Here is a 26454-nt window from a genome sequence, read left to right on the forward strand (position 1 = left end):
CAGGACGGAATTAAATGAGGAAAACTGTCGATCCACGCTATCACAGGCCCCGCCGCCCCGGATGCCCGGTGTGGGCGCCGTCACGCGCCCACCCGCGCCGCCGGGCCGGAAGCCTCGACGCGGCGCTAGCCTTGGGCCATGACGAGCAACGAGCCGCCGCGGTGGGAGCAGCCCGAGCCCGGAAGCTACGTCCCTCCGCCGCGCCCGTGGCAGCCGCCTGCAGCGCCCGCGGGTCCGGCGGCGCCCGCACCGGGCACTCCCCTGGCGCCCGCGCCGGCGGCTGGGCCGGGCGGCGCGTGGCCGCCGCTCGCGGTGCCGCCCCCGCGCGGGCCGCGGATGCGCCCGGGGGCGCTCGCGCTGCTGCTCGGCGGTGCCGCGGCGCTGCTCGCGGGGCTGGCCGTGGTGGTTCCCTTCCTGCTGCGGGCCACGGGGAGCTCCGGCCTGCTGGTCGGCTTCGTGCTCTCCCTGTTCCCGCTGGCGATCGTGCTGCTCGCGGTCTTCGCCGTGGACCGCTGGGAGCCCGAGCCGCGGGGCCTGATCGTCCTGGCCCTCGTCTGGGGGGCCGTCATGTCGGTCGCGGCGACGGCGTTGATCCAGCCGCTGTTCCTCGACGCCTTCGGACCGCGCTCCGGCGCCGCCGCGACGCTGCGGTTCCTGGCCACGGTCGAGGCGCCCGTCGTCGAGGAGAGCACCAAGGGGCTGGGTCTGCTCATCCTCATGCTCGCGGCGCGCAAGTATGTCGACGGGCCGGTGGACGGGATCGTCTACGGCATGACGATCGCCGCGGGGTTCGCCTTCACGGAGAACATCCTCTACTTCGGCCGGTTCTTCAGCGAGACCTCCGGGTCCGCCGCGTCACTGGCCGTCATCTTCACGATGCGCGGAGTGCTCTCCCCGTTCGCCCACGCGATGTTCACGGGGACGCTCGGGCTCATCATGGGGCTCGCCGCCCGGCGCTGGAGCCCGGGCCTGGTCGTAGGCGCATTCCTCGTGGGCCTGGCCCCGGCCATGCTCCTGCACAACATCTGGAACAGCGGCGGGGAGGACTTCTTCCTCCTCTACGTCCTGGTCCAGATCCCGCTGTTCGGGGCGGCCGCGCTGGGGGTGTACTTCCTGCGGCGGGCCGAGGCGCGGCTCACGCACGCGCGCCTGGTGGAGTACGCCCAGGCCGGCTGGTTCTCGCCCCTCGAGGTCGAGATGCTCGCGACGCCGCGGGGCCGCAGCGCGGGCCTGAGGTGGGCAGGCGGCGTGGGCAGGCGCCCCGCGATGCGGTCATTCATCCGTACCGCGACGGACCTCGCGGCGGCGCGCCAGCGCGTGCTCAGCGGTCGTGACGTGCGCGGCTACGCCGCGGCCCAGCAGGAGCTCCTGGACCGGATAGGCCGCGAACGTGACGCGCTGCTCGGGGTATCCGGCGGCCGCCCGCAGCTGTGAGCCGGGGCGGCCGCCGAAGTGGAGCCGGTTAGGCCAGCAGCGTCGGCTTGAGCTCCTGGAGCCGCCCGAGGAGCCCGTTGACGAAGCTCGGGGATTCGTCGGTGGACATGGTCCGGGCCAGGGCCACGGCCTCGCTCACGGCGACTGCGTCCGGGACGTCGTCGTTGAAGAGCAGCTCCCACAGGCCGATGCGCAGGATGATGCGGTCGACCGAGGGCATGCGCTCGAGCGTCCATCCCTGCGCGTAGGTCCTCAGGATCTCATCGATCTGGGACTGCCTGGCGGTCACGCCGTCCACGATCTCGACGGTGTAGGGGTTGATCACCTGCTCGGTCCGGTCCCGGCGGCCCTGGATGGCCACCGACGCCGGAACACCGCGCTGCTCGGCCTCGAAGAGGATGTCGAGGGCCCGCGCACGGGCCTTTCCACGGGCGCTCACTAGTCGTTGACACGTCCCAGGTAGCCGCCGTCACGGGTGTCGACCTTGACCCTGGTGCCGGTCTCGAGGAAGAGGGGAACCTGGATCTCGTAGCCGGTCTCGACGGTGGCGGGCTTGGTGCCGGCGGACGAGCGGTCGCCCTGCAGGCCCGGCTCGGTGTAGGTGATCTCGAGCGTCACGCTCGGCGGGAGCTCGACGTAGAGCGGGTTGCCCTCGTGCAGCGCGATGAGCACCGTCTGGTTCTCGAGCATGAAGTTGGCCGCGTTGCCGACGGTCTCGCCGGCGACCGTGATCTGGTCGTACGTGTCCGTGTCCATGAACACGAAGTCGGCGCCGTCCTTGTACAGGTACTGGAAGTCACGGCGGTCCACCGTGGCGGTGTCGATCTTGGTGCCGGCATTGAAGGTCTTGTCGACGACCTTGCCCGAGAGCACGTTGCGCAGCTTGGTGCGCACGAAGGCACCGCCCTTGCCCGGCTTCACGTGCTGGAACTCGATGACGTTCCACAGCTGGCCGTCCAGGTTCAGCACGGTGCCGTTCTTGATGTCGTTGGTGGTTGCCACGTGGCGCCTCTCGTTGCGTTCGTCTCGTCAAATCCGCAGACCATTCTAACCAGAGCGCGCCCCGTGGGCTGTCACTGCTCGCGGCTGCGCAGCTCCCGGGCCCGCCCGAGGGCCACCGTCGAGGAGTAGATGAGGCTCGCATCGGCCGAGGCGGCGACCCGGAGGTCGAGCGCCTGGGAGAATGCCTTCTCCGCCGCGGCGTAGTTCCCGCGGGAGAACTGGATCTTGCCCAGGTACTGCAGGACCATCGCCTCGTTGGGCGTGCCCTTCGACTCGCTCAGGAGCTGCTGTGCCCGCTCCACGGCGCGGTCGTTGCGGTTGCCGGCGCGCAGCACGTCGAGTTCGAGCACCTTCAGACGGAAGGACTCCGGGTCGGTGTAGCGGGCCTCCACGAGGATCTCCGCGGCCGCGCTGACGTGTCCGCGGGCCAGCTCGACGAGCGCGTGGTCGCGGGGGTCGCTGCTCGCGGCGAGGGCATCGGCACAGCGTTCCTCGTCGATGATCTCTGTGTCCAACGTCTCCGGGTTGACCGCGACGCCGGGGAACCCCGCGTCCGGCCACTCGCGGCGGTCGCTGATCATTCTGCGGCTCCCTGCGCGATCTCCTGGTAGGCGGCGAACAGCAGCGACGCATCGGGAACCTCGAGGATCCCGGGCTTGGCGACGTCGTCGAGCACCACGAAGCGCAGGAGGTCGCCGCGGGCCTTCTTGTCCCGCCGCATGCCGTCCAGGAGGGCCTGCCAGCGGTCGCCGCGGTACGTGGTCGGCAGCCCGAGGGAGGTCAGGATGGTGCGGTGGCGGTCGGCCGTGGCATCGTCGAGGCGTCCCACGCTGCGCGCCAGCTCGGCGGCGAACATCATGCCCACGCTCACCGCGGCGCCGTGCCGCCACGAGTAGCGCTCCGCCAGTTCGATCGCGTGGCCGAGGGTGTGGCCGTAGTTGAGGACCTCCCTCAGGCCGGACTCCTTGAGGTCCGCCGAGACGACCTTGGCCTTGACCGCGATGGAGCGCTCGATCAGCTCGCGCACCACGTCCGAGGCGGGGTCCGCGACGGCCTCGGGGTCCTTCTCGATGAGGTCGAGGATCGCGGGGTCCGCGATGAAGCCGCACTTGACCACCTCGGCCATGCCGGTGAGCAGTTCGTTGCGGGGGAGGGTGGCCAGCGCGTCGAGGTCCGCCAGGACGGCCGCCGGCGGGTGGAAGACCCCGACGAGGTTCTTGCCCTCGGCGGTGTTGATGCCCGTCTTGCCGCCCACTGCGGCGTCGACCATGCCGAGCAGGCTCGTGGGCAGGTGCACCACCCGGACGCCGCGCAGCCAGGTTGCCGCGACGAAGCCCGCCACGTCGGTGACCGCTCCCCCGCCCACCGAGACGATGGCGTCGGAGCGGGTGAAGTCGTTCTGGCCCAGCACCTGCCAGCAGAACGCCGCGACCTGGATGTGCTTCCCCTCTTCGGCGTCGGGGATCTCCGCCGTGAGGGCGGTGAACCCGTCCGCCTCGAGCGACTCGCGGACGGCGTCTCCGGTCGCCCTCAGCGCCCTGGGGTGGATCACCAGCACGCGCCGCACCCGCTCGCCAAGGACCGGGGCGAGCCGGCCGAGCAGGCCGTGTCCGACCACGACGTCGTAGTTCTCGGCGGGCGTGCTGCCCGTGACCTTGATGACCGCAGCGTCGCTGCTCATGCGATGACTCCCTCGGTGGCACGGCGGCTCCCGGCCGCGAGCGTGCCCGCAATCTGGGCGGCCACTTCAGCCGCGGTGTTGTGCCCCGTGTCCACGCTCAGCGTCGCGAGCGCCTCGAAGACGGGGCGCCGGCGGTCCATGAGGGCCTTCCAGCTGTTCTCTGCGTCGCCGTGCAGCAGCGGACGGTCGGCGCTGCCGACGAGCCGCGGGGCGACGTCGTCCCATGATGCCCGCAGGTACACCCGGTGCACGTCAGTGAGGAGTGCCCGGGTCTCGTGCCTCAGGACCGACCCTCCCCCGAGGGCGAGCACGAGCCCCTCGGGATGCCTCTGGGCGAGGACCTGTGCGATGACGTCCGCCTCGGCCTGCCGGAACGCTTCCTCGCCGTGCGCGGCGAAGATCTCGGGGATGGGCCCGTGCTGGGCGACCACGAGGGCGTCGGTGTCGAGGAAGCGCGCGCCGAGGAGCTCTGCGAGGGCCGCCCCCACCGAGCTCTTGCCCGAGGCCATCGGGCCGAACAGCACGATGGGACGGTCCAGCCGGCCGCGGGCGGCCGTCATCCCGCCACCGAGTCGAGCGCTGCCGGGATGGCGGCGAGGAACGACTCGAGGTTGCGGCGGGTCTCCCCCACGGAGTCGCCGCCGAACTTCTCGAGGACGGCCTGCGCGAGGACGAGCGCGACCATGGCCTCGGCGACGACGCCCGCGGCGGGCACCGCGCAGACGTCCGAGCGCTGGTGGTGCGCCTTGGCGGCCTCGCCCGTGGCCACGTCCACCGTGCGCAGGGCGCGCGGGACGGTGGCAATGGGCTTCATCGCGGCACGGACGCGCAGGACGTCGCCGATGCTCATGCCGCCCTCGATCCCGCCGGCCCGGTTGGTGGAGCGGACGATCTTGCCGTTCGGCTCGCGCACGATCTCATCGTGGGCCTCCGAGCCGCGCCGTGCCGCAGTGCGGAAGCCGTCGCCGACCTCGACTCCCTTGATCGCCTGGATGCCCATGAGGGCGCCGGCGAGGCGCGCGTCGAGCCGCCGGTCCCAGTGCACGTAGCTGCCGAGGCCCGGCGGGAGGCCGTAGGCGAGGACCTCGACGACGCCGCCGAGGGTCTCGCCCTCCTTGTGGGCGGCGTCCACTTCGGCCACCATCGCCCCGGAGGTCTCGGCGTGGAAGCAGCGCAGCGGGTCGGCGTCGAGCGCCTCGACGTCGCCGGGGAGCGGAAGCGGGGCGTCGTCGGGGACGGCGACGCCGGCGATCTGGGTCGTGTGGCTCACGAGCTCGATGCCGAGCTCGGCGAGGAACGCCGCCGCGGCGGTGCCGAGGGCCACACGCGCAGCGGTCTCGCGGGCGGAGGCCCTCTCCAGGACCGGACGGGCCTCGTCGAAGCCGTACTTCTGCATGCCCGTGAAGTCCGCGTGGCCGGGCCGGGGCCGGGTGAGCGGCGCATTGCGCGCCTGGCCCTCGAGCTCGGCCGGATCGACCGGGTCGGAAGCCATGATCTGCTCCCACTTGGGCCATTCCGTGTTGCCGACCTGGATGGCCACGGGGCCGCCCTGGGTCTTGCCGTGCCGCACACCGCCGAGGATCGTGACCTCGTCCGCCTCGAACTTCATGCGCGCGCCGCGGCCGTAGCCCAGGCGGCGGCGCGCGAGGGCCTGGCGGATGTCCTCGCTTGTGAGGGCGACGCCGGCGGGGAGCCCCTCGAGGATGCCTACGAGTGCCGGGCCATGGGACTCACCGGCCGTCAACCAACGCAACATGACATCAATCCTGCCACGCGGCGGCGCTATGCCGTGTGCTGGGGTGCGCTCACTGAGGCGCACATCACATCTATGACGGCCTGCGACCGGGCGTCCTCCCGCCCGGTGAACAGCACGATCTGCTCGACGGCCTGGTAGACGAGCATCTCGAGCCCGTGCAGCACGAGGCCTCCCCGCGCCTCCCATGCCGCGGCCAGCCGGCTGGGCCACGGATCATAGGCGACGTCGAGCAGGACGTGCGCGGCGCCGTCGTCCGCCGGAACGGCAGCCAGCTCCGCGGCGAGCCCGTCCGCGGCGCGGGGCGGCAGGGTGCTGACGACGGCGTCTGCCGCGGCGAGCCGGGCGGCTCCCCCTCCGAGCGGCGAGACGGCCACCTGGAGGCCGAGCCTGGCAGCCAGCGCGGCGGCCTCCCCGGCCCGTGCCGCGTCACGCACGAGGAACTCGACGCGGCGGGCGCCGAGCCTCGCCAGGGCGGCGACGGACGCCAGGGCCGTGTTCCCGGCACCGACGACCACGGGATCGCTCACGGCATCCAGTCCCGCGTGCCGGAACGACTCGGTGATGCCGAGGACGTCCGTGTTGTGCCCTACGAGGACGGGGCCGGCGGCCGAGTCCTCGACGACTACCGTGTTGAGCACGCCGAGCTCGGCCGCGAGGCCCTCGACGCGGTCCACGAGCGGCACGAACGCGGCCTTGAGCGGCATCGTGACCGACAGGCCCCGCCACCCGGGCTCGCGCCGCACGCGGGCGGCGAAGGCCGGGAGCTGGTCCTCGGTGAGGTCGAAGGCGCCGTACTCCATGTCGATGCCCAGCAGCCGGTAGGCCGCGCGGTGCAGGGCCGGGGACTTCGAGTGCCCGATGGGGTGGCCGAGGACGGCGGCGCGGGCCACGGTCACTGGCACTTGCCCGGGTTGGCGGTGCACCACTGCTCGTACTGGGCCACGTAGCCCTGGTGCTCGGCGTAGGTCTTGGCGAACTTCGTCTCCCCCGTGTCGAGGTTGACCGTCACCCAGTACAGGTAGTCGTTCGCGGTCGGGTGCGCCGCCGCGGCCACGGCCTTGGACCCCGGCGAGCCGATCGGCCCGGGCGGGAGGCCCGGATGGACGTACGTGTTGTACGGGTTGGACGCGTCCTGCTTCTGCGCCTCCGTCAGCTGCACCGTCTTCGTGCCCAGCCCGTACGTCACCGTCGCATCCGACTGGATCAGCCCGTTGGTCTGGTCGTTGGGCTTGAGCCGGTTCTCGATCGCCCCGGCCACGTCCCCGTAGTCCGCCTGCCCGCCCTCGGCCTGCACGATGCTCGCCACCGTCAGGACCTGGTACTGCTGGTCCGGGTCGGTGATGCCGTCCTGCTTGAGCTCGTCCACCGTGGTCGAGACCAGCTTGGCCAGGATGTCCTTGGCCGAGGTCCCCACCGGGAACCGGTACTCCCCCGGCGCCAGGTAGCCCTCCAGGCTCTTCGCCTTCGCCGGCAGCCCGAAGTCCCCCGGCTTGGAGTTGAGCGCATCGAGGTCCTTGCGGTCCACCGAGGCAGCCTTCGCGATCGCATCGAGCGAGTCCCCCACCCGCATCCCCGCGCTCAGGGCGAAGTAGATCACCTTCGCGCTGTCCGAGCCGGCCAGGATCGCCGCCGCGTCCGAGGCCTTCATCTCCTTCTTGAACGTGTAGTCACCGGGGTGGAGATCGCCGCCCGCCGCCGCAAAGGCCTTGAGGAAGGTGCCCGCGTCGGCGATCACGTCCTGCTGCTGGAGGGTGCTGGCCACGGCGGCAGGCCCGGAGCCGGGCTGGACGGTCACCACGACCGAGCCCGAGCCCGGGCCGGGGAAGTCCTTGACCTGGTCGATGCCCAGGAGCGGCTTGAGGAACTGGACCCCGATCAGGGCCGCTCCGACGAAGAGGCCCAGGGCGAGGGTGAGCCCGATGACGACCCTGAAGCGGCGGGACCGCCGGGAGGGCTTGTGCGCGACCGGCTCGCCGAAGACTCCATGGCCCGCGTCGAGCGGCAGGGCGATGTCGAGCGGGTGGTCGTCGACGGCCAGGGCGTGGTGCCCGTGCTCAGCCGCGTCGAGGAAGTCTGCGTCGTGGGCGTCGTCGTGCACGCCAAGGGAGTGTGCACCGTCCCAGGCGGGATGGCCGGCCGGCTCGGCGGGTGCGGGCTCCGGTTCGAGGACGGCGGGGGCCGCCGCGCCGCGGGTGAAGGCCTGGGCGGCGGCCGGGAAGACGTTGCGGCGGATCGGTGCGTCCTCGGACGGCGCCGGGACCCGGTCAACGAGCCTCGTGGCGGGCTGGGCCTCGGGCACGGCGGGGAGGTACGACGCCGCCGCCGGGTCGCCCGTGCCGGAGGGCGGAGCTCCGCCGTCGGACGGGAGGTGGTGCAGGGAGGCATCCGCCGCGGGGCGTGCCGCCGGAACGGGTGCTGGCAGCACCGAGGGGGCGCCCGACTCGGCGGAGGGGATCGCGGAGGGCGGGGAGTAGGCGGGCGCGTGCGGGCCGGACGACGGCGGGTAGGCGCCCCAGCCCATCGTCGCGGAGGTGGGCGGGACGGCCGCGTCCGCCGTCTCGAAGGAGCGGGCGCGGCGGCGCCCGTGGGGGGTCCCCGCGCGGGGACCGCCGCCGTCCGGGGAGGGGGCAGCGCGGTCCTCGGGGGTCGCGGCCGGCGTGGACGGTCCGCCGGACTGCGGCGGGCGGACCTGGGAGGGCACGGTCTCCCACGATGCGGCCGGGCCGCGCTGGGGTGCGGAATCCGCGGGCGGCGACGTCCCGTCGGAGGCGGCAGCGGTCCGGGGGAAGGCGGACGGAGGGGACGTCGAGGCGCGCCGCTGCGGGGCGAGCATGCGCTGCTGCTCCTCCTGACGGGCGCGCTCACGCTCACGGATCTCGCGGCGGGTCAAGGGCCGGTCAGGCACGGCCGGGGTCGTGTTGTCCTGGGGGTCCATTCTCGCTAGCCTCTCACATCCGAGTCGTCGCTGCGGATCGCCCCAGTCCGCACCTCCGGGACACCCACAGGGTCGCCGGCCTCACCGCGGCCACGGATCAGGTCCAGCGCGTGCTGGAGTATACCGACCGCCGCCATCTGGTCTACCACTCTACGTTGCTCGCGGGCGTCCATGCCGGCCGCCCGCAGGCTGCGCTCCGCCTCGACGGTGCTGAACCTCTCGTCCACGAGCCGCACGCCGCAGGCGGTCCCGGCCGCATCGAGGGCGACGGCCAGTCGCTCGGCGAAGGACCTCGCGAGTGCCGCGGACTGGGTCTCCCGGCCCGCGAGCGTCCGGGGCAGGCCGACGAACACCTCGACCGCGCCGCGGGCGGCTGCCTCCTTGGCGAGGACGGCGATGTCGCTGTTGCGCTTGGGATCCCGGGACAGGGTCTTGAGCGGGGTGGGGAGGATGCCGTCGGGGTCGCACACGGCGACTCCGACACGCACGGTTCCCACGTCCGCGGCGAGCCGCACGCCGCGCGGGAAGGGCCGTTCCGGGTGATGGGGGGCAGTCATAGGCGGCCCCCGCTAGCGCTGGGCGACCGCGGTCGCGACCGCGCCCAGCGCCTCGACGATCTTCGACGGGTCGGTCCCGCCGCCCTGGGCCACGTCGTCCTTCCCGCCGCCGCCTCCTCCGAGGATCCCGGCGGCGGTGCGCACGAGGGCACCTGCCTTGACGCCGGCAGCACGTGCCTCCTCGTTGGTGGCGACGAGGACCGCGGGGCGGCCCTTCGCGACGCCGGCCACGGCGACGGCGGCCGGGCCGGAGCCGAGGCGGGCGCGGAGGTCGAGCGCGAGCGCCCGCAGCTCGTCCGCGGAGCCGAGCTCGCCGGCGTCGTGCGTGATGAGGCGGACCCCGGCGACGTCCTTCGCGCTGCCCACGAGGGCGGCCGCGGACGCGGCGAGCTTCTCCTTGCGGAGCCGCTCGAGCTCCTTCTCGGCCGTCTTGAGCTTCTCGAGCGTCGCGGAGATGCGGTCGGTGAGCTGCGCCGAGGGCACCTTGAACATCTCGCTGAGCTCGGACACGAGCGCCCGCTCCGCCGCCTGGTGGCGGAACGCGTCGAGGCCCACGTAGGCCTCCACGCGGCGGTTGCCCGAGCCGACCGACTGCTCGCCGAGCAGCGTCAGGCTGCCGATGAGCGCGGTGGTGCCGACGTGGGTGCCGCCGCACAGCTCCATCGACCACGGACCGTTGATCTCGACCACGCGCACGCGGGAGCCGTAGTTCTCGCCGAACAGGGCCATGGCCCCCGCTGCCTTCGCCTCGGCGAGCGGCATCTCGGCGGTGTTGACGGAGAAGTTGTCGCGGATGGCGAGGTTGGCCACCTCTTCGATCTCGCTCCTGGCCGCGCCGGAGAGCTGCTCGCCCCAGGCGAAGTCGAAGCGGAGGTAGCCGGCCTTGTTGAACGAGCCGCGCTGGACCGCCTCCGGGCCGAGGATCTGGCGCAGGGCGGCGTGCACGAGGTGCGTTGCGGTGTGCGCCTGCTCTGCGCCGTGGCGCCGTTCGCGGTCGACGGCGGTGCGCACCAGGGCGTCGGCGCTCAGCTCGCCCTCCCGCACGATCGCCTTGTGGACCGACAGGCCCTTGATCGGGCGCTGGACGTCGAGCACCTCGACGAGGACGCCGTCGGCGCTGATGAGGCCACGGTCGGCCGCCTGGCCGCCCGCCTCGGCGTAGAACGGGGTCTCCTCGAGGACGATCTCCACTTCCTCGCCTGCCGACGCGCGGTCCACGCGGGAGCCGCCGGAGACGAGGCCGCGGATCCGGGACTCGCCGCCGAGTTCGCTGTAGCCGGTGAAGACGGTGTCCCCGGCGGCGTGCAGCTCCTGGAACAGCGTCAGGTCGGCGTGGCCGGACTTCTTCTCCTTGGCGTCCTTGCGGGCGCGCTGGCGCTGGTCCTCCATGAGCGCCCGGAAGGCGGTCTCGTCGACGGAGACCCCGGCCTCCTCGGCCATCTCGAGGGTCAGGTCGATGGGGAAGCCGTAGGTGTCGTGGAGCGTGAAGGCCTCCTCGCCGGAGAGGGGCGAGCCGGCCGACTTCGAGGCCTTCACGGCCTCGTCGAGGCGCGCGGTGCCGGCGGCAATCGTGCGCAGGAAGGCCTTCTCCTCGCCGTACGCGATCCGGCTGATGCGGTCGAAGTCCTTCTCGACCTGCGGGTAGACGCCCTTCATGGCATCGCGGGAGGCCGGCAGGAGCGCAGGGAGCACGGGCCTGTCGACGCCGAGGAGGCGCATCGCGCGGACAGCGCGACGGATGAGGCGGCGCAGCACGTAGCCGCGGCCCTCGTTCGAGGGCGTCACCCCGTCGGCGATGAGCATGAGCGCGCTGCGGACGTGGTCGGCGACGACGCGCATGCGGACGTCGTCGGCGTGGTGCGGATCGTCGGCCGTCTCGGCGGAGGTGTACTCCTTGCCCGAGAGCTCGGCCGCCTTGTCGATCACGGGGCGGACCTGGTCGGTCTCGTACATGTTCTCGACGCCCTGGAGGATCATCGCGAGGCGTTCCATGCCGAGGCCGGTGTCGATGTTCTTCTTGGGCAGCTCTCCGACGATGTCGAAGTCGACCTTCGAGCGCACGTTCTCGATCTGGTACTGCATGAACACGAGGTTCCAGATCTCGATGTAGCGGTTGTCGTCCGCGGCGGGGCCGCCCTCGATGCCGTAGGCGGGGCCACGGTCGTAGTAGATCTCGGAGCAGGGCCCGGCGGGGCCGGGCTGGCCGGTGGACCAGTAGTTGTCGCTCTTGCCCATGCGCTGGATGCGCTCGGCGGGGATCGAGGTGTGCGCCAGCCAGAGGTTGGCCGCCTCGTCGTCGTCCTCGTAGACGGTGACCCACAGCTTCTCGGCAGGCAGGCCGTAGCCGCCGTCGTCGACGCCCTTCGTCAGGAGGTCGAACGCGAAGCGGATCGCGTCCTCCTTGAAGTAGTCACCAAAGGAGAAGTTGCCGCACATCTGGAAGAACGTGCCGTGGCGGGCGGTCTTGCCGACCTCCTCGATGTCCCCGGTGCGGATGCACTTCTGGACGCTGGTCGCGCGCGGGAACGGCGGCTCCTCGCGGGCGGTGAGGTACGGGATGAACGGGACCATGCCCGCCACCGTGAACAGCAGGGAGGGGTCGCTCGAGACGAGCGATGCCGAGGGCACCGCCGTGTGTCCCTTGCTGACGAAGTAGTCGATCCAGCGTCGGGTGATCTCGTGCGACTTCATGGGCGTGTTCTTCAACCTTCTCTACGAGTGGACGCAGCGCGCCGCGGCGCCGGACGGCCAGCAGATCCGGGCACTGGTGGGCCCGGATGCCTTCATCAATTCTAGGCGCGGCAGCTAGTCCTGCAGGCCGAGGCCCTGGCGCAGCTCGCCTTCGCGCTCGGCCATCCCTGCGCGCACCTGGTCCGCGAAGTGGGCCACGCTGTCCGCGAGCGAGGCGACGGCCCGGTTGATGCCCCCGGGCGAGGCGAGCGAGCGGGCCGCGGCGATCTTCTGGTAGGCGACGGCGCCGAGCGCCACACCCACCGACAGCCACACGATGCGCTTCACGACGGTTTCCCTTCCTTGGTTGCTGCCGGACGCGCCGGTCAGCGGCTGCGGCGGCCGGAGGCGCGGGGCGTCCTCTGCCGCTGGGCGAAGGCCGAGCGGACGCCGTAGGAGAAGGCGGCCACCTTCACGAGCGGCGAGCCGACCGTGGCCGCGACGAGCGAGGAGAGCGCCGAGACGTTCGCGGTGGTGTCGGAGACGTTGGAGGCGATCCCGTCGACCTTCTTGAGCTGCTCGTGCGTGGTGGAGACGGTCATCGTGACCTCGTCCATCAGGGGGGTGGCGCCGTCGGCGAGGGTGCGGATCGAGGCGCGGAGCTCGTCGAGCACGCGCCCGAGCTTCAGGATCGGCACGGCCAGCAGGGCCACGAGCACGGCGAAGACGCCTGCTGCGATGAGTCCTGCGATGTCCCCTCCGGACACGGTTCCTCCTCCCGGCGCGCGGCTGGCCCGCGCACCTCTGGCTACCTTACACACGCGAGGAGCCCGCGGCGCGCGCCGCGGGCTCCTCGTCACTGCCCGTCCGCCCGGGGGCGGAGCGGATCAGCGGGCGTAGTACTCGACGACGAGCTGCTCTTCGCAGGTCACCGGGATCTCGGTCCGCTTGGGGCGGCGCACCAGGCGGGCCTGGAGGGCCTCGAGCTTGACGTCGAGGTAGCCGGGGACGGCGGGCAGGACGTCGCGGTGGGCGCCGGCAGCGGCGACCTGGAACGGCGTCATCGTCTCGGAGCGCTGGTGGACGCTGATGAGCTGGCCCTCGGCGACGCGGAAGGACGGGCGGTCCACGCGGGCGCCGTCGACCGTGATGTGGCGGTGGACCACGAGCTGGCGGGCCTGGGCGATCGTGCGGGCGAAGCCGGCACGGAGCACGAGGGCGTCGAGGCGCATCTCGAGGAGCTCGATGAGGTTCTCACCGGTGAGGCCCTTGGTGCGCTTGGCCTCCTCGAAGGCGCGGGTCATCTGCGCCTCGCGGATGCCGTACTGGGCGCGGAGGCGCTGCTTCTCGCGGAGGCGGACCGCGTAGTCCGAGTCCTGCTTCTTGCGGGCGCGGCCGTGCTCACCGGGGCCGTACGGGCGGCGCTCCATGTACTTGGCGGCCTTGGGGGTGAGGGCGAGGCCGAGAGAGCGCGAGAGGCGCGTCTGACGGCGGGCACGAGTGCTCGACACGTGTGTCCTTTCATTGATGCCGCGGCGTAAGGATTACTGGCCTCCGGAGGTGGAGAGCGTTGGCCCGCGACTGCCTTCTGCTACCGACGGACGCGCGCCTCGCAGGAGGCAGCGGCCCGGACGTGCCAGACGGTCATCTAGCCTAGCATGGCCGCAGGGCGTCAGCTGCCGCGCACAATCCCGCGCAGGCGCTCGACGCGCGCCTGCAGCTCGCGCTCGGCGCCGTTGGCGGTGGGGACGTAGTAGTCCTTGCCCACCAGGTCGTCCGGCGGGTACTGCTGGCGGGCCACCGAGTGCGGCGCGTCGTGCGCGTACCGGTAGCCCTTGCCGTGGCCGAGCCGCTCGGCTCCGGCGTAGTGCGCGTCCCGCAGGTGCGGCGGGATCCCGGTGCCGAGGCCGGCCCGCACGTCCGCGATGGCGGCGTTGATCCCCATGTAGGCGGCATTGGACTTCGGGGCCGTGGCGAGGTGCACCACGGCCTCCGCGAGCACGATCCGCCCCTCCGGCATGCCGATGAGCTGGACCGCCTGGGCCGCGGCGACCGCCGTCTGGAGCGCGGTGGGGTCCGCCATCCCGATGTCCTCGGCGGCCGAGATGACGATCCGGCGCGCGATGAAGCGCGGGTCCTCCCCCGCCTCCACCATCCGCGCCAGGTAGTGCAGCGCCGCATCCACGTCGGATCCGCGGATCGACTTGATGAACGCGCTCACCACGTCGTAGTGCATGTCTCCGGCGCGGTCGTAGCGGACGGCGTGGGCATCGACCGCCTTCTCCGTGTGGGCCACCTCGACGGTGACCGGTTCGGCGGGGTCGTGCCCGTCGTCGCGCGCCTGCCCGAGCGCGACGGCGGCGGCCGCCTCGAGCGCAGTCAGGGCGCGGCGGGCGTCGCCGCCGGCCAGGCGCACGAGGTGGTCCGCGGCGTCGTCCGCGAGCCGCACCGCGCCGCCGAGGCCGCGCGGGTCCGCCGCCGCCCGCTCCACGAGGCCGCGGATGTCCTGGTCCGTCAGGGGCCTGAGCGTGAGCAGGAGCGAACGGGAGAGCAGCGGCGAGACCACCGAGAACGACGGATTCTCCGTGGTCGCCGCGACGAGGACGACCCAGCGGTTCTCGACGCCGGGGAGGAGCGCGTCCTGCTGCGCCTTCGTGAACCGGTGGATCTCGTCCAGGAACAGCACGGTGGTGGTGCGGTGCAGGTCGCGGGCGGTCAGCGCCTCGTCCATGACGCGGCGGACGTCCTTGACGCCTGCCGTGATCGCGGACAGCTCGACGAACTTGCGGCCCGGACCGCGGGCGATCACGTGGGCCAGGGTCGTCTTGCCCGTCCCGGGAGGGCCCCAGAGGATCACCGAGCTCGGTCCGGTCACGGACGCGCCGCCCGCGGCGGCGCCCGCGGCGAGCTGGCGCAGCGGGGACGCCTCCCCCAGCAGATGCTGCTGCCCGACGACCTCGTCGAGGGTGCGCGGACGCATGCGGACGGCGAGCGGGCTGCGCTGGGCGTCCCGGGCCGCCTTCGCGGCGCGCGCGTCAGAGGCGGCCGACGGCGCGCCCTCCTCGCCGCCGTCCGCGTAGCCGCCGTCGCTGGAACCGAACAGATCTTCCATCGCCACTACGCTACCCCGCGCCGCCGACACCGCGGGACCGGTTATCCACAGGGCCGGCGATCGACGGGCGCCGACCAGTCCCCCGCTGCTAGGTTCGCAGCAGGCGGCCGGAAGGGGCCGCCTTCCGCACACCATCCGGGGGGATCATGATTCACTCGCGCCCTGCGCCCGCCACGCTCAGCCGCTTCAGGAGATGGGTCGCCTCGGCGGCCTTGCTCGGACTCGCTCTGGGCGCGGCTGGATGCAGCCCCGAGCGGGACCCTTCTGTCGCCGTCGACAGTGCCGCCATCACCACCGACCTCTCCCGGGTCCCGCGGCACTTCACGGGGGCACGGTCTCCGGCAGCCCGTGGGACCATGGTCGGCGTCGTGGTCTCGTCCGGCGTCGGTGTCGGCGGCCCATGGCGGATCTCGCTCTCCGATGACGGCGGTGCGACGTGGAAGGACGCCACCATCGACGGCCAGCCGGCCACCGAGGCCTCGCTCGAGCGCCTGGTCGCCGGGCCGGCAGGCTGGCTCGCCCTGGGCCGAACGGCTACGGCGCAGAGGGACCGCCTCGCGGTCTTCACGAGCGCCGACGGCCGCGCATACGCCCAGTCCGGCGAAGGGATCGCGATTCCCGAGGGGGGACGGTGCTCGCCGCGGGCACCACGTCCGGATGGACCGTCATGTTCGGCAAGGACGAAGCGCCATGGCAGGTCGCCACCAGCGCCGACGGGATCGTCTGGGACGTCGGCACAGCTTCCTCGCGGGGACTCGCCTTCCCGGGCGAGCTGATTCTGAACGACCTCGCATCCTCCGGTCGCGAGCTCATGGTCGTGGGCCAGAACGAAATCCCATCGTCCTCCGGGGGCACGGCCATCTCGTCGGTGATCGCACGTTCCACCGACGCCGGCCTGACGTGGAAGACCGAGCGGCCCGCCAGGACGGAGTACGGGTCCGGATACAACGATGGCCTGCGCGCGGCGACATGGTCTCCGCAGGGATTCACCGCCGTCGGCTGGGCCTGGGTTGATCCGGGAACCACCGCGCCGCAGGCGGCCTTCCTGCGGCCCCGAGGCTCCTCCGGGCTGGTCGCGACCCTCGAAACGGCGCTGCGCGACGGAACCCGGCGCAATCAGGGCGCCGACACCCTCGAAGAATCGGAGGGCACGTACCTCGCGGCCGGCAACGACGGTGAGCCGACGGCGGTGACCCAGAGTCTGCGAGTCGGCACCCCCGGCTCATGGAAGACCGTGTCCCTGCCCGGGCTGCCAGAGCACACCCACCGGTCTGCTGCAGGCAACGTCGCCGTGCCAGGCGGCTTCCTGTCCTTCCACGACGTCAGCAATTCCCTGACCGCCGACACCGAGGTCTACTACGTGGAGCCGTCGGGGAAGGCCACACTCCGCTCCTCGATCCCCGCGCCCTCGGCACCCACGACGGAACTCACATCGATCGCCCCTGTGGGCACGGGCATCGAGGCGCTCGGACACGCGGGCGCGCAAGCCGCGGTCTTCCGGCGCACCGAGGGCGGTTCCTTCGGCTCGCCGACCCTTCTGCCATCGGACCCACCCGTGCGCTTCGGGGGCCTGCGCGCCGCAGAGGGTGCCCGGATGCTGTTCGGCCAGAGGCAGCTTTCCACCAGCACCCATGGTGTTGCCTGGACGAGCAGGGACGGCTCCCAGTGGAACACCGGATCCGAGGCCGTCCTCAGCCCCGGCCCGCAGGACAAGACGGTGATCCGGGACGGGCTCGTCGTCCAGGGGACGTTCTTCGTCGCGGGCGAGGTCGATGACCGCCAGGGCACCGTCAGCGGCGCGATCGCGGTCCGGCGGCACGATGACGTGCAGTGGACTCGGCCGAGCACGGCAGCGTTCGCCGGAACGACGGGCACTTCTGTCACGGTGCGCAGGCTCGCCGAGGCCCCGGACGGGTCCATCATCGCAATCGGGACGGCGACCACGGCGGGCACCGCGCGGCTGAAGGCCTGGCGGAGCACCGGCGGATCGGCGTTCACCGAGGTGCCCGTGCCTGCGGCCCCGGAAGGGACAGACAGGACCGTGGGAGGCCTCGTCCGCGTCGGCAACAGGCTCGCCCTGTCCGTCACTGACGAACTCGCCGACCGGACGCGGCGCGTCGCGGTCTACGAGAGCAGCGACAGCGGCGCGACCTGGTCCGCCGCGCCCCACGATGCGCTCGAGGGGAACGAACCGATCGCCACCGATCTGGCCTCGGACGGCGAGGACGCCGCCCTGGTCGCGACGGTGGGAACCAGGACGCGGTCGCATGCCGCGGCGCTGCGCCGCGGGGCCGACGGCGCGTGGCGGGCCCTCGGGCTCGACAGCCGCGCACTCGCGTCCGGCAGCACCACCGTCCTCGACGCAGCACTGTCCGGCGGCCACCTCGTGATCTCGGCCGAGACGGGCCCGGCGGCTGAGCGCAGGGGCGCGGTCGTGGACATCGCGCTGCCGGACCGGACCTGAGCAGGCACGGCGAAGGCGCGGCCCCAGCGGGAGCCGCGCCTTCGCCGTCGTGCGCGTCGAGCGAGTGCGGGGACTACGCCTCGGCGCCCTTCTTCGGCTCGGGCTTCGCGTCGACCCCGGCCTCCTTGCGCTGCTCCGGGGTGATCGGGGCCGGCGCGGCCGTGAGCGGATCGAAGCCGCCGCCGGTCTTCGGGAAGGCGATGACCTCGCGGATGGAGTCGACGCCCGCGAGGAGCGCGACGACCCGGTCCCAGCCGAACGCGATGCCGCCATGCGGGGGCGCACCGTACTTGAAGCCCTCGAGGAGGAAGCCGAACTTCTCCTGGGCCTCCTCGGCGCCGATGCCCATGACCTTGAAGACGCGCTCCTGGATGTCGCGCCGATGGATACGGATCGAGCCGCCGCCGATCTCGTTGCCGTTGCACACGATGTCGTACGCGTAGGCGAGGGCCTCGCCGGGATCGGTGTCGAAGGTGTCGAGGAACTCGGGCTTGGGCGAGGTGAAGGCGTGGTGCACCGCCGTCCACGCGGAGTAGCCGAGGGCGACATCGCCCGAGGCCTTCGCATCGGCGGACGCCTCGAACAGCGGGGCGTCCACGACCCAGACGAAGGCCCAGTCATCCGGGTCGATGAGGCCCGTGCGGTGGCCGATCTCCACGCGCGCGGCGCCGAGGAGCGCCCGCGAGGGGCCCTGCTCGCCCGCGGCGAAGAAGATGCAGTCCCCGGGATTCGCCCCGACGGCCGTGGCGAGCCCCTCACGCTCGGCGTCGGTGAGGTTCTTGGCGACCGGTCCGGCGAGCTCGCCGTCCTCCTTGTACAGGACGTAGGCCAGCCCCTTCGCGCCGCGCTGCTTGGCCCACTCCTGCCAGGCATCGAGCGTGCGGCGGGGCTGCGATGCGCCGCCGGGCATGACGACCGCACCGACGTACGGGGCCTTGAAGACGCCGAACGTCGTGTCCTTGAAGTACTCCGTGAGGTCGGTCAGCTCGAGCCCGAACCGCAGGTCCGGCTTGTCCGAGCCGTACTTCGCCATGGCCTCCGCGTAGGTCATCCGGCGGATCGGGGTCGGGACCTCGACGTCGATGAGCTTCCAGAGGGCCGCGACGATCCGCTCGCCGAGGGCGATGATGTCGTCCTGCTCGACGAAGCTCGCCTCGATGTCCAGCTGGGTGAACTCGGGCTGCCGGTCCGCGCGGAAGTCCTCGTCGCGGTAGCAGCGGGCGATCTGGAAGTACTTCTCGATCCCGCCGACCTGGAGGAGCTGCTTGAACAGCTGCGGGGACTGCGGGAGGGCGTACCACGAGCCGGGCGCGAGGCGGGCGGGCACGAGGAAGTCGCGGGCGCCCTCGGGGGTGGAGCGCGTCAGCGTCGGCGTCTCGACCTCGAGGAAGTCCTCGCCGTGCAGCAGCTCCCGGGCCACCCGGTTGGCCTCGGAGCGCAGCCGCATGGCCCGGGCGGGACCGGGGCGCCGCAGGTCGAGGTAGCGGTGGCGCAGGCGCGCCTCCTCGCCGACCTCGACATGCTCGTCGACCTGGAAGGGCAGCGGATCGGCCGTGTTGAGGACGATCACCTTCTCGGCCATGACCTCGATCTCGCCCGTGGCGAGGTGCGGGTTCTCGTTGCCGGCCGGCCGGCGCTCCACAGTGCCGACCACCTGGAGGACGAACTCGTTGCGCAGTCCGTGGAAGACCTCTTCCTCGCGGACGACGACCTGGGCGACCCCCGTCGAGTCGCGCAGGTCCACGAAGGCCACCCCGCCGTGGTCTCGGCGGCGGGCCACCCAGCCCGCGAGGGTGACGGTCTGTCCGATGTGCTCGGGACGCAGTGTTCCGAGGCCGTGTGTGCGCAGCACAGCTCTTCTTTCAGTAGGGACGAGTTGGTTCGGATCGAGTTTACCCGCAGGGCCTCAGGCCGACGGCGCCGCGGCGATCTGCGGCACGAGGTCCTCCGCGGGCGGCATCCACGAGTCGGGGTCGGCGACGACCTGCTCGCCGGAGCGGATGTCCTTGACCTCGTGGGTGCCGTCGGCGTGGGTGAACCACACGAAGGGGATCCCCCGGCGGTCCGCGTACTTGATCTGCTTGCCGAACTTCTCCGCCTTCGCGGCGACCTCCACCGCGATCCCCCGGCTGCGCAGCCTGGCGGCGATGCCCTGCGCGGCCGCCCACGCGCCGTCGTCGACGAGCGTCACGAGCACCGCCGTCGGCACCGAGCGGCTCGCCGTCGCCAGGCCCTGGCTGAGGATCCGGGAGACGAGGCGGGTGACGCCGATCGACAGCCCCACGCCGGGGAACTTCCGCGTGCCCTTCGTGGCCAGGGCGTCGTAGCGGCCGCCGGAGCAGATCGAGCCGAGCTGCTCGTGGCCCACGAGCACGGTCTCGTAGACGGTGCCCGTGTAGTAGTCGAGGCCGCGGGCGATGCTCAGGTCGGCGACCACCTTGCCGGGGGCGACGGCCGAGGCCGCCGCGATGACCTCCTCGAGCTCGGCGAGCCCTTCGGCGAGCAGCTCGTCCTCCACGCCGAGGGCGCGCACCTGCTCGACGAAGGACGTGTCCTCGGTGCGGATCGACGCCAGTTCGAGCGCGGCCTTCGCCTGCTCCGCCGTGGCTCCGAGCTCCTCCTGCAGGAGCTCCGCGACCCGTTCCGGGCCGATCTTCTCGAGCTTGTCGATGCTGCGCAGCACGCCCGCCGTGTCGGTCAGGCCGATGCCGCGGTAGAAGCCCTCGGCCAGCTTGCGGTTGTTGATCCGCAGCCGGAACGGCGGGATCGGCAGCGCGGAGAGCGCCTCCGCGATGACCAGCGCCAGCTCCACGTCGTAGCGGAAGGGGAGATCGCCGTCGCCCACCACGTCGATGTCCGCCTGGGTGAACTCGCGGGCCCGGCCCTCCTGGGGACGCTCGCCGCGCCAGACCTTCTGGATCTGGTAGCGGCGGAACGGGAACGCGAGGTAGCCGGCGTTCTCGACGACATAGCGCGCGAAGGGGACGGTGAGGTCGAAGTGGAGGGCCAGCGCATTCGCGTCGTCCCGGCTCGCCGAGTCCTCGTCGTCCTGGAGCCGCGAGAGGCCGTAGACCTCCTTGTCGATCTCGCCCTTGCGCAGGAGCTGGCCGACGGTCTCCACCGCCCGGGTCTCGATCGAGGCGAAGCCGTGCAGCTCGAAGGTGCGCCGGAGGGTGTCGAGCACGTGGAGCTCCACGAGCCTCTCCTGCGGAAGCCACTCGGGGAATCCGGACAGCGAGGCGGTACGTGCCATGGGTGACAAACTCCTTGTGCGTAGACTGACTGCTGCACAAGTTTATGCGCCTGTTCAGGCACCCCGAGATGAGCGTGCGGATGGAGGACTGCCCGGTGGCCAAGCGGAACGTGCGTGAGGACCGCCGTCGCATCCAGCTCATGGACGCGAAGGCCGAGCTGCGCAGGGGCAAGGAGAGACGGCGCCGGCGCGACAACACGATCGCCGCCACGGCCGCCGCAGCCGCGGTCGTCCTCGCGGCCGTGCTGCAGGGAACGGTCTTCGCCTCCAACCCGACCGCGTCGGAGTACGCCGCCGCCCAGGCCGGGCTCGAGGCGCCCACGCCGTCGGCCACGCCGAGCGCCGCCCAGAGCAACGGCCCGCAGATCCCCAAGCCCGCAGCGGCCGCCGGGAAGACGTTCACCGGCAGCCTCGTCCTCAACGGCAAGCCCGTCGGGTTCGAGCTCGACGGCACGAAGGCGCCCCAGGCCGCCGCCGTCTTCTCGTCCCTCGGGCAGGCAGGCACGCTGAACGGCCGGCAGTGCGGCCGGCTCACGACCGGCGCGTCCTTCGCCCTCCTGCAGTGCGGCCAGAAGGCGGACGGGTCCTCCGACCCCTCCTACACCTGGGGGCCGCTGGAGAACACGCCGGCAGACGGCAAGTACCCCGCAGGCACGATCGCGGTCGCGCGGACCGCGGGCAACGCCTACGGGAACGGCCAGGAGTTCTTCATCGTGTACAAGGACACCACCATTCCCTCGGACAGCGCCGGCGGCTACACGGTCGTGGGCCACGTGACCTCCGGCCTCGACGTCGTCCAGGCGATTGCCGCCCAGGGCGTCAAGACCGGCAATGACGGGGCTCCCGTGACGCCAGTCACGATAGACTCGTTCACGGTGAAGTGACGCGGGCTGCCGGTACCCCGGCAGCCCCTCCGAAGGACAAACCACAATCGAAAGAGTTCTAGCGGTGACCGAAAGTCAGAAATCCGACGACACCGCGGCCGCAACGGCCGCGTCCGTACCGTCCCCCGCCGCCTTCGCGGCCAAGCTCAAGCCGGCCGCTCCGGTGGCGCCTTCCCCGGCGCCCGCCGTCGTCGCCGCCCCCGTTGCGGCGCCCGTCTCGCTTGCCGAGGCCTCCAAGTGGGGAAGGGTCGAGGGCGATGGGCATGTCTTCCTCACCATCGACGGCGAGGAGCATCCGGTCGGGCAGTACCCGGGAGTCTCCGCCGACGAGGCGCTCGCCTACTTCGCGCGCAAGTTCGAGGACGTCCTGGCCCAGATCGGGCTCCTCGAGCAGCGGGTCGCCTCCCACGCTGCCGTCGCCGACGTCCGCAAGGCCGCCTCCCATCTGCGGGCCCAGCTCGCTGAGCGGGCGATGGTCGGCGACCTCCGCGCGGCCGAGGGGCGCCTCGACGCCCTCGAGCAGTCCCTCATCCAGGCGGAGGCCGCCGAGAAGGCCCAGCATGAGGCTGCGCGGGCCGAGGAGCTCGCGCGGCGCGAGGCCATCGTCTCCGAGGCCGAGCAGATCAGCGGCCAGGACCCCGAGCGGACGCAGTGGAAGTCGAGCGGGGCCCGGATGAACGAGCTCTTCGAGGAGTGGAAGTCCTCCCAGAAGTCGGGGCTGCGCCTCGGGCGCGCCGCCGAGGACGCCCTGTGGAAGCGCTTCCGCGCCGCGCGGACCCAGTTCGACCGGCACCGCCGCGCGTACTTCTCCCAGCTGGACAGCATCAACGCCCAGGCGAAGACCGTGAAGGAGCGCCTCATCGCCGAGGCCGAGTCGCTCCAGACCTCCACGGACTGGGGCTGGGCCGCCGGTGAGTACCGCCGCCTCATGGACGAGTGGAAGGCCGCTCCGCGCGCGAGCCGCAAGGAGGACGACGCCCTCTGGGTCCGCTTCCGGGCCGCGCAGAACGTGTTCTTCGAGGCGCGCCAGGCCGCCAACGATGCGGTGGACCGGGAGTACTCGTCGAACCTGAAGGTCAAGGAGGCCCTCCTCGCCGAGGCCCAGCAGATCCTGCCGGTGCAGGACCTGAACGCGGCCAAGAAGGCGCTCCAGTCCCTCCGGGAGCGGTGGGAGGAGGCGGGCCGCGTCCCGCGTGCCGACATGGGACGCATGGAGTCGGGGCTCCGCCGCATCGAGGACGCCGTCGCGCAGGCCGAGAACGAGAACTGGCGCCGCACGGATCCGGAGACGAAGGCCCGCACCGACTCGGCCCTGAGCCAGCTTGAGGCCTCGATCACGAGCCTCGAGGAGGAGCTCGCTGCGGCCCAGTCGAAGGGTGACGCCCGGGCGACCGCCAAGGCCCAGGAGGCCTTGGATGCGCGGCGCCTGTGGCTCACGACGCTGAAGAAGTCGGCGGACGAGCTCGGCTGATCCGGCTCCCCCCGTCCTCCTGAGGGCCCGGCACCGCCATCGTGCGGTGCCGGGCCCTCAGTGCGTCCGCTCCGCGGGGCGTTGTCCACAGGCATCGGCCCGGGCGCGCGCGCAGCCCGCAGGCCGGGGCATGATGACCGTATGCCAGATTCCCTCCTCCCCCGCGGCGCGGGCCTCGGCGGGCCGCCCGTGCTCACGGCCGGGTTCCCCTTCAGCTCCGTCGAACTGCAGGCGATGGAGTCCGACGGGGTGGTCCGGCGGATCCTCGCCCAGGTGTACGTGCCCGCGGCGGTGCGTGCGACGGCCCAGCTGAGGGCGCGGGCGCTGGCGCAGACGCTCACTCCGCGGGTGCGCGAGCGGACCGTGGCGGGGCGGATGACTGCGGCCTGGATCCTGGGCTGCGCGCCGGCGCCGGAGCGGCCAATCATGCTCGTCGAGAGCACCCGGCGGCTCGCGCGGCTCGGCACCGGGGACAGGCTCCTGGTCCACGAGGTGCGCTTCGGGGACCTCGACGTCGTCGACATCGCGGGACTGAGGGTCACGAGCGGCCTCCGCACGGCGATCGACCTCGCGCTCCACTCCGAGGAGCGCACGGCGCTGCCCGTGCTGCGGCGACTGCTGGACCATCCCGGCCTGGGACTCACCCCGGCCCTCGTGTCCGCGGGGCTCGAGGCGATGCCCCGGCAGCCCCACAAGGAGAGGGCGCGACGCGTGCTCGGCCGGCTCGGCTCTCCGGAGGGCCGCACGGCGGGCGGACCGCCCGAGCGGGGGCCTTCCTGCTAGGTGCGGCGCCGGTTGCCGGTGGTGCGGTAGACGTCGAATACGCCGTCGATCCGTCGCACCGCACCCAGCACATGGCTGAGGTACTTGGGGTCCCCCATCTCGAACGCGAAGCGCGAGACGGCCAGCCGGTCGGTGGACGTGTGCACATGGGCGGAGAGGATGTTCACGTGGTTCTCGGAGAGCACGCGGGTCACGTCGGAGAGCAGGCTCTTGCGGTCGAGCGCCTCCACCTGGATCTCGACGAGGAACACGCTGGACTGGGTGGGCGCCCATTCGACGTCGACCATGCGGTCCGGCTCGGCACGCAGCGTGGCGATGTTCGTACAGTCCGTCCGGTGCACCGAGACCCCGGAGCCGCGCGTCACGAAGCCGATGATGGGATCCGGCGGCACGGGGGTGCAGCAGCGGGCCAGCTTGACCCACACGTCGCCGACGCCCTTCACGATCACGCCGGAGTTGGAGTACTTGGGCGGAGTGCTGCCCTTGGTGGGCGCGATCGTCTCGGCGATGTCCTCGGCCGCACCCGCCGCACCGCCGAGGCTGTCGACCAGCTTCTCGACCACCGACTGGGCCGAGGCGTGGCCGTCGCCGATGCCGGCGTAGAGCCCCGCGATGTCCTGGTAGCGGAACTCCTGGGCCACGGCGAGCAGCGCGTCGTGGCTGAGCAGGCGCTGCAGCGGGAGGTTCTGCTTGCGCATCGCCCGGGTGAGCAGCTCCTTGCCCTTGTCGATCGCCTCCTCGCGGCGCTCCTTCGAGAACCACTGCCTGATCTTGTTGCGGGCCCGGGCGCTCTTGACGAAGTGCTGCCAGTCCTGGCTCGGGCCGGCGCCCTCGGCCTTCGAGGTGAAGATCTCGACCCAGTCGCCGTGGTTGAGCTCGCTGTTGAGCGGGACGAGCTTGCCGTTGACCCGGGCCCCGATGGTCCGGTGGCCCACCTCGGTGTGCACCGCGTAGGCGAAGTCCACCGGGGTGGATCCGGCGGGCAGCGCCATGACCTCGCCCTTGGGCGTGAACACGAAGACTTCCTTCGCGTTGATCTCGAACCGGAGCGAGTCGAGGAACTCCCCCGGGTCCGAGGTCTCCTGCTGCCAGTCCACGAGCGAGCGGAGCCAGCCCATCTCGGAGGCCTTGCCGCTGGGCGTGTGGCTCTGCGTGCGCGGCTGGTCCTTGTACTTCCAGTGGGCCGCGACGCCGTACTCGGCCCGCCGGTGCATGTCGTGCGTGCGGATCTGGATCTCGACCGGCTTCCCGCTCGGCCCGATCACGGTCGTGTGCAGCGACTGGTACATGTTGAACTTGGGCATCGCGATGTAGTCCTTGAACCGGCCCGGAAGCGGGTTCCACCGCGCATGCAGGGTGCCCAGCACTGCGTAGCAGTCGCGCACCGTGTCGACCAGGACGCGGACGCCCATGAGGTCGTTGATGTCGTCGAATTCCTTCTGGCGGACGATCATCTTCTGGTAGATCGAGTAGTAGTGCTTGGGGCGGCCGGTGATCTCGGCCTTGATCTTCGCCGCGCGCAGGTCGTCAGCGATCTGGGCGCGGATCACCGAGAGCTGCTTCTCCCGTTCCGGGGTGCGCGCCCCCACCATGCGCACGATCTCCTCGTACACCTTGGGGTAGAGCGCCGCGAAGGAGAGGTCCTCGAGCTCCCACTTGATGGTGTTCATGCCGAGCCGGTGCGCGAGGGGCGCGAAGATCTCGAGCGTCTCGCGGGCCTTGCGGGCCGAGGATTCTGGTGAGACGAAGCGCCAGGTGCGCGCATTGTGCAGCCGGTCCGCGAGCTTGATCACGAGCACGCGGATGTCCTTGGCCATCGCCACGACCATCTTGCGCACGGTCTCCGACTGGGCCGCCTCGCCGAACTGGACCTTGTCGAGCTTCGTGACGCCGTCCACGAGCATCGCGACCTCGGGCCCGAAGTCCTTCTTCAGCTGCTCGAGCGTGTAGGAGGTGTCCTCGACGGTGTCGTGCAGGAGCGCCGCGGCAAGCGTCGTCCCGGTCATCCCGAGCTCGGCCAGGATGGTGGCCACCGCGACGGGATGGGTGATGTAGGGGTCGCCGCTCTTGCGCTTCTGCCCCTGGTGGCTGCGCTCCGCGACCTCGTAGGCCCGCTGGATGAGGTCGAAGTCCTCCCGCGGGTTGTTGGCGCGCACGGTGCGCAGCAGCGGCTCGAGGATCGGCGAGTGGGCGCTCGGCCCGCGGCCGGTCAGCCGTGCCAGCCTCGCGAAGGACCAGTCCCGGCGGCCGAGCGTAGGGCGCTCGAGCAGGCTGTTCCCGCCCGCGCCGGCAGGTGCCGGGGCGGCCTGCGGTGCGGGGGACGCCGTGCGCGCGGGCGACGACGGGCCCCCGGCGCCGCTCCCCGCGGCACCGGGCGCCCCTGCCGGGGCCTGGGACGTCGGACGCTCCACCACCGAGGGGACCTCCATTCGTTGACGGGATTCCCTCAGTG

The 26454-nt window shown here is 72.1% G+C and carries 22 protein-coding genes; 5 read left to right on the forward strand and 17 right to left on the reverse strand.

Annotated features, from left to right (window positions below):
- The first annotated feature begins 138 nt into the window (after positions 1-138).
- Positions 139-1434 (forward strand): PrsW family intramembrane metalloprotease, encoded by a 1296-nt coding sequence (locus ACVWWH_RS08315; protein WP_457316245.1) that lies wholly within the window; start codon positions 139-141, stop codon positions 1432-1434.
- Between the two features lie 28 nt (positions 1435-1462).
- Here ACVWWH_RS08315 and nusB read toward each other — a convergent pair whose 3' ends face one another.
- The 14 genes from nusB to ACVWWH_RS08385 form a co-directional block, all read right to left on the reverse strand.
- Complete coding sequence (nusB, locus tag ACVWWH_RS08320) at positions 1463-1873, reverse strand: transcription antitermination factor NusB (protein WP_447418945.1); 411 nt, start codon at positions 1871-1873, stop codon at positions 1463-1465.
- Complete coding sequence (efp, locus tag ACVWWH_RS08325; protein ID WP_066497923.1) at positions 1873-2436, reverse strand: elongation factor P; 564 nt, start codon at positions 2434-2436, stop codon at positions 1873-1875. The genes nusB and efp overlap by 1 nt, the downstream gene beginning before the upstream one ends.
- Before the next feature lie 71 nt (positions 2437-2507).
- Positions 2508-3017 carry a tetratricopeptide repeat protein gene (locus tag ACVWWH_RS08330; protein ID WP_457316246.1) on the reverse strand — a complete coding sequence of 170 codons (510 nt, stop codon included), beginning with the start codon at positions 3015-3017 and terminating at the stop codon, positions 2508-2510.
- The gene (gene aroB, locus ACVWWH_RS08335; RefSeq protein WP_457316247.1) at positions 3014-4117 is read right to left on the reverse strand and encodes a 3-dehydroquinate synthase; all 1104 of its coding nucleotides are present in this window, start codon (positions 4115-4117) and stop codon (positions 3014-3016) included. The genes ACVWWH_RS08330 and aroB overlap by 4 nt, the downstream gene beginning before the upstream one ends.
- Positions 4114-4677 (reverse strand): shikimate kinase, encoded by a 564-nt coding sequence (locus tag ACVWWH_RS08340; RefSeq protein WP_141305639.1) that lies wholly within the window; start codon positions 4675-4677, stop codon positions 4114-4116. The genes aroB and ACVWWH_RS08340 overlap by 4 nt, the downstream gene beginning before the upstream one ends.
- Positions 4674-5873 (reverse strand): chorismate synthase, encoded by a 1200-nt coding sequence (aroC, locus tag ACVWWH_RS08345; RefSeq protein WP_066497928.1) that lies wholly within the window; start codon positions 5871-5873, stop codon positions 4674-4676. Before aroC ends, ACVWWH_RS08340 begins: the two co-directional genes overlap by 4 nt.
- 26 nt (positions 5874-5899) lie before the next feature.
- On the reverse strand, positions 5900-6775 hold the full coding sequence (locus ACVWWH_RS08350) for a shikimate dehydrogenase family protein (protein ID WP_457316248.1): 876 nt from the start codon (positions 6773-6775) through the stop codon (positions 5900-5902).
- Positions 6766-8808: an endolytic transglycosylase MltG gene (mltG, locus tag ACVWWH_RS08355; RefSeq protein WP_457316249.1), complete on the reverse strand. Its 2043-nt coding sequence runs from the start codon at positions 8806-8808 to the stop codon at positions 6766-6768. The genes ACVWWH_RS08350 and mltG overlap by 10 nt, the downstream gene beginning before the upstream one ends.
- A 5-nt stretch (positions 8809-8813) precedes the next feature.
- The gene (gene ruvX / locus ACVWWH_RS08360) at positions 8814-9365 is read right to left on the reverse strand and encodes a Holliday junction resolvase RuvX (RefSeq protein ID WP_457316250.1); all 552 of its coding nucleotides are present in this window, start codon (positions 9363-9365) and stop codon (positions 8814-8816) included.
- Between the two features lie 12 nt (positions 9366-9377).
- Complete coding sequence (gene alaS, locus ACVWWH_RS08365) at positions 9378-12056, reverse strand: alanine--tRNA ligase (protein WP_457316251.1); 2679 nt, start codon at positions 12054-12056, stop codon at positions 9378-9380.
- A gap of 114 nt (positions 12057-12170) precedes the next feature.
- Positions 12171-12383 (reverse strand): hypothetical protein, encoded by a 213-nt coding sequence (locus tag ACVWWH_RS08370; RefSeq protein ID WP_066497939.1) that lies wholly within the window; start codon positions 12381-12383, stop codon positions 12171-12173.
- A 38-nt stretch (positions 12384-12421) separates the two neighbouring features.
- Positions 12422-12802 carry a DUF948 domain-containing protein gene (locus ACVWWH_RS08375; RefSeq protein WP_066497941.1) on the reverse strand — a complete coding sequence of 127 codons (381 nt, stop codon included), beginning with the start codon at positions 12800-12802 and terminating at the stop codon, positions 12422-12424.
- Positions 12803-12922: 120 nt separating this feature from the next.
- Positions 12923-13546, reverse strand: coding sequence for a 30S ribosomal protein S4 (rpsD, locus tag ACVWWH_RS08380; protein WP_307113810.1), 624 nt, complete (start codon positions 13544-13546; stop codon positions 12923-12925).
- A gap of 161 nt (positions 13547-13707) precedes the next feature.
- The gene (locus tag ACVWWH_RS08385; RefSeq protein WP_457316252.1) at positions 13708-15147 is read right to left on the reverse strand and encodes a replication-associated recombination protein A; all 1440 of its coding nucleotides are present in this window, start codon (positions 15145-15147) and stop codon (positions 13708-13710) included.
- Positions 15148-15778: 631 nt separating this feature from the next.
- On the opposite strand from ACVWWH_RS08385, the gene ACVWWH_RS08390 reads away from it, so the two are divergent.
- A complete protein-coding gene (locus ACVWWH_RS08390) occupies positions 15779-17611 on the forward strand; it encodes a hypothetical protein (RefSeq protein ID WP_457316253.1) in 1833 nt (610 codons plus the stop codon).
- A gap of 73 nt (positions 17612-17684) precedes the next feature.
- Here the strand turns inward: ACVWWH_RS08390 and aspS are convergent, their stop codons facing one another.
- Together aspS and hisS are read right to left on the reverse strand one after the other, a co-directional pair.
- Complete coding sequence (aspS, locus tag ACVWWH_RS08395; protein WP_457316254.1) at positions 17685-19463, reverse strand: aspartate--tRNA ligase; 1779 nt, start codon at positions 19461-19463, stop codon at positions 17685-17687.
- A gap of 54 nt (positions 19464-19517) precedes the next feature.
- Positions 19518-20864 (reverse strand): histidine--tRNA ligase, encoded by a 1347-nt coding sequence (gene hisS / locus ACVWWH_RS08400; RefSeq protein WP_457316255.1) that lies wholly within the window; start codon positions 20862-20864, stop codon positions 19518-19520.
- A gap of 68 nt (positions 20865-20932) precedes the next feature.
- On the opposite strand from hisS, the gene ACVWWH_RS08405 reads away from it, so the two are divergent.
- The 3 genes from ACVWWH_RS08405 to ACVWWH_RS08415 all read left to right on the forward strand — a co-directional run bounded on the left by ACVWWH_RS08405 (position 20933) and on the right by ACVWWH_RS08415 (position 24002).
- Positions 20933-21748 (forward strand): peptidylprolyl isomerase, encoded by an 816-nt coding sequence (locus tag ACVWWH_RS08405; protein WP_457316256.1) that lies wholly within the window; start codon positions 20933-20935, stop codon positions 21746-21748.
- Positions 21749-21812: 64 nt separating this feature from the next.
- On the forward strand, positions 21813-23219 hold the full coding sequence (locus ACVWWH_RS08410; RefSeq protein WP_457316257.1) for a DUF349 domain-containing protein: 1407 nt from the start codon (positions 21813-21815) through the stop codon (positions 23217-23219).
- Between the two features lie 141 nt (positions 23220-23360).
- Positions 23361-24002, forward strand: coding sequence for a hypothetical protein (locus tag ACVWWH_RS08415; RefSeq protein WP_457316258.1), 642 nt, complete (start codon positions 23361-23363; stop codon positions 24000-24002).
- Here ACVWWH_RS08415 and ACVWWH_RS08420 read toward each other — a convergent pair.
- Positions 23999-26431, reverse strand: a complete 2433-nt coding sequence (locus ACVWWH_RS08420; protein ID WP_084249452.1) for a RelA/SpoT family protein — start codon at positions 26429-26431, stop codon at positions 23999-24001. The two genes, ACVWWH_RS08415 and ACVWWH_RS08420, sit on opposite strands and share 4 nt — an antisense overlap.
- Between the last annotated feature and the right edge of the window lie 23 nt (positions 26432-26454).

The sequence above is a fragment of the Sinomonas sp. RB5 genome (genome assembly GCF_054063535.1).

Excerpts from the sequence above, each read along its gene's own strand:
- ACVWWH_RS08315 (WP_457316245.1), top strand. The coding sequence starts at position 139 with ATGACGAGCAACGAGCCGCCGCGGTGGGAGCAGCCCGAGCCCGGAAGC.
- ACVWWH_RS08330 (WP_457316246.1), bottom strand. The coding sequence starts at position 3,017 with ATGATCAGCGACCGCCGCGAGTGGCCGGACGCGGGGTTCCCCGGCGTC.
- aroB (WP_457316247.1), bottom strand. The coding sequence starts at position 4,117 with ATGAGCAGCGACGCTGCGGTCATCAAGGTCACGGGCAGCACGCCCGCC.
- ACVWWH_RS08340 (WP_141305639.1), bottom strand. The coding sequence starts at position 4,677 with ATGACGGCCGCCCGCGGCCGGCTGGACCGTCCCATCGTGCTGTTCGGC.
- aroC (WP_066497928.1), bottom strand. The coding sequence starts at position 5,873 with ATGTTGCGTTGGTTGACGGCCGGTGAGTCCCATGGCCCGGCACTCGTA.
- mltG (WP_457316249.1), bottom strand. The coding sequence starts at position 8,808 with ATGGACCCCCAGGACAACACGACCCCGGCCGTGCCTGACCGGCCCTTG.
- ruvX (WP_457316250.1), bottom strand. The coding sequence starts at position 9,365 with ATGACTGCCCCCCATCACCCGGAACGGCCCTTCCCGCGCGGCGTGCGG.
- alaS (WP_457316251.1), bottom strand. The coding sequence starts at position 12,056 with ATGAAGTCGCACGAGATCACCCGACGCTGGATCGACTACTTCGTCAGC.
- ACVWWH_RS08385 (WP_457316252.1), bottom strand. The coding sequence starts at position 15,147 with ATGGAAGATCTGTTCGGTTCCAGCGACGGCGGCTACGCGGACGGCGGC.
- hisS (WP_457316255.1), bottom strand. The coding sequence starts at position 20,864 with ATGGCACGTACCGCCTCGCTGTCCGGATTCCCCGAGTGGCTTCCGCAG.
- ACVWWH_RS08405 (WP_457316256.1), top strand. The coding sequence starts at position 20,933 with ATGAGCGTGCGGATGGAGGACTGCCCGGTGGCCAAGCGGAACGTGCGT.
- ACVWWH_RS08415 (WP_457316258.1), top strand. The coding sequence starts at position 23,361 with ATGCCAGATTCCCTCCTCCCCCGCGGCGCGGGCCTCGGCGGGCCGCCC.
- ACVWWH_RS08420 (WP_084249452.1), bottom strand. The coding sequence starts at position 26,431 with ATGGAGGTCCCCTCGGTGGTGGAGCGTCCGACGTCCCAGGCCCCGGCA.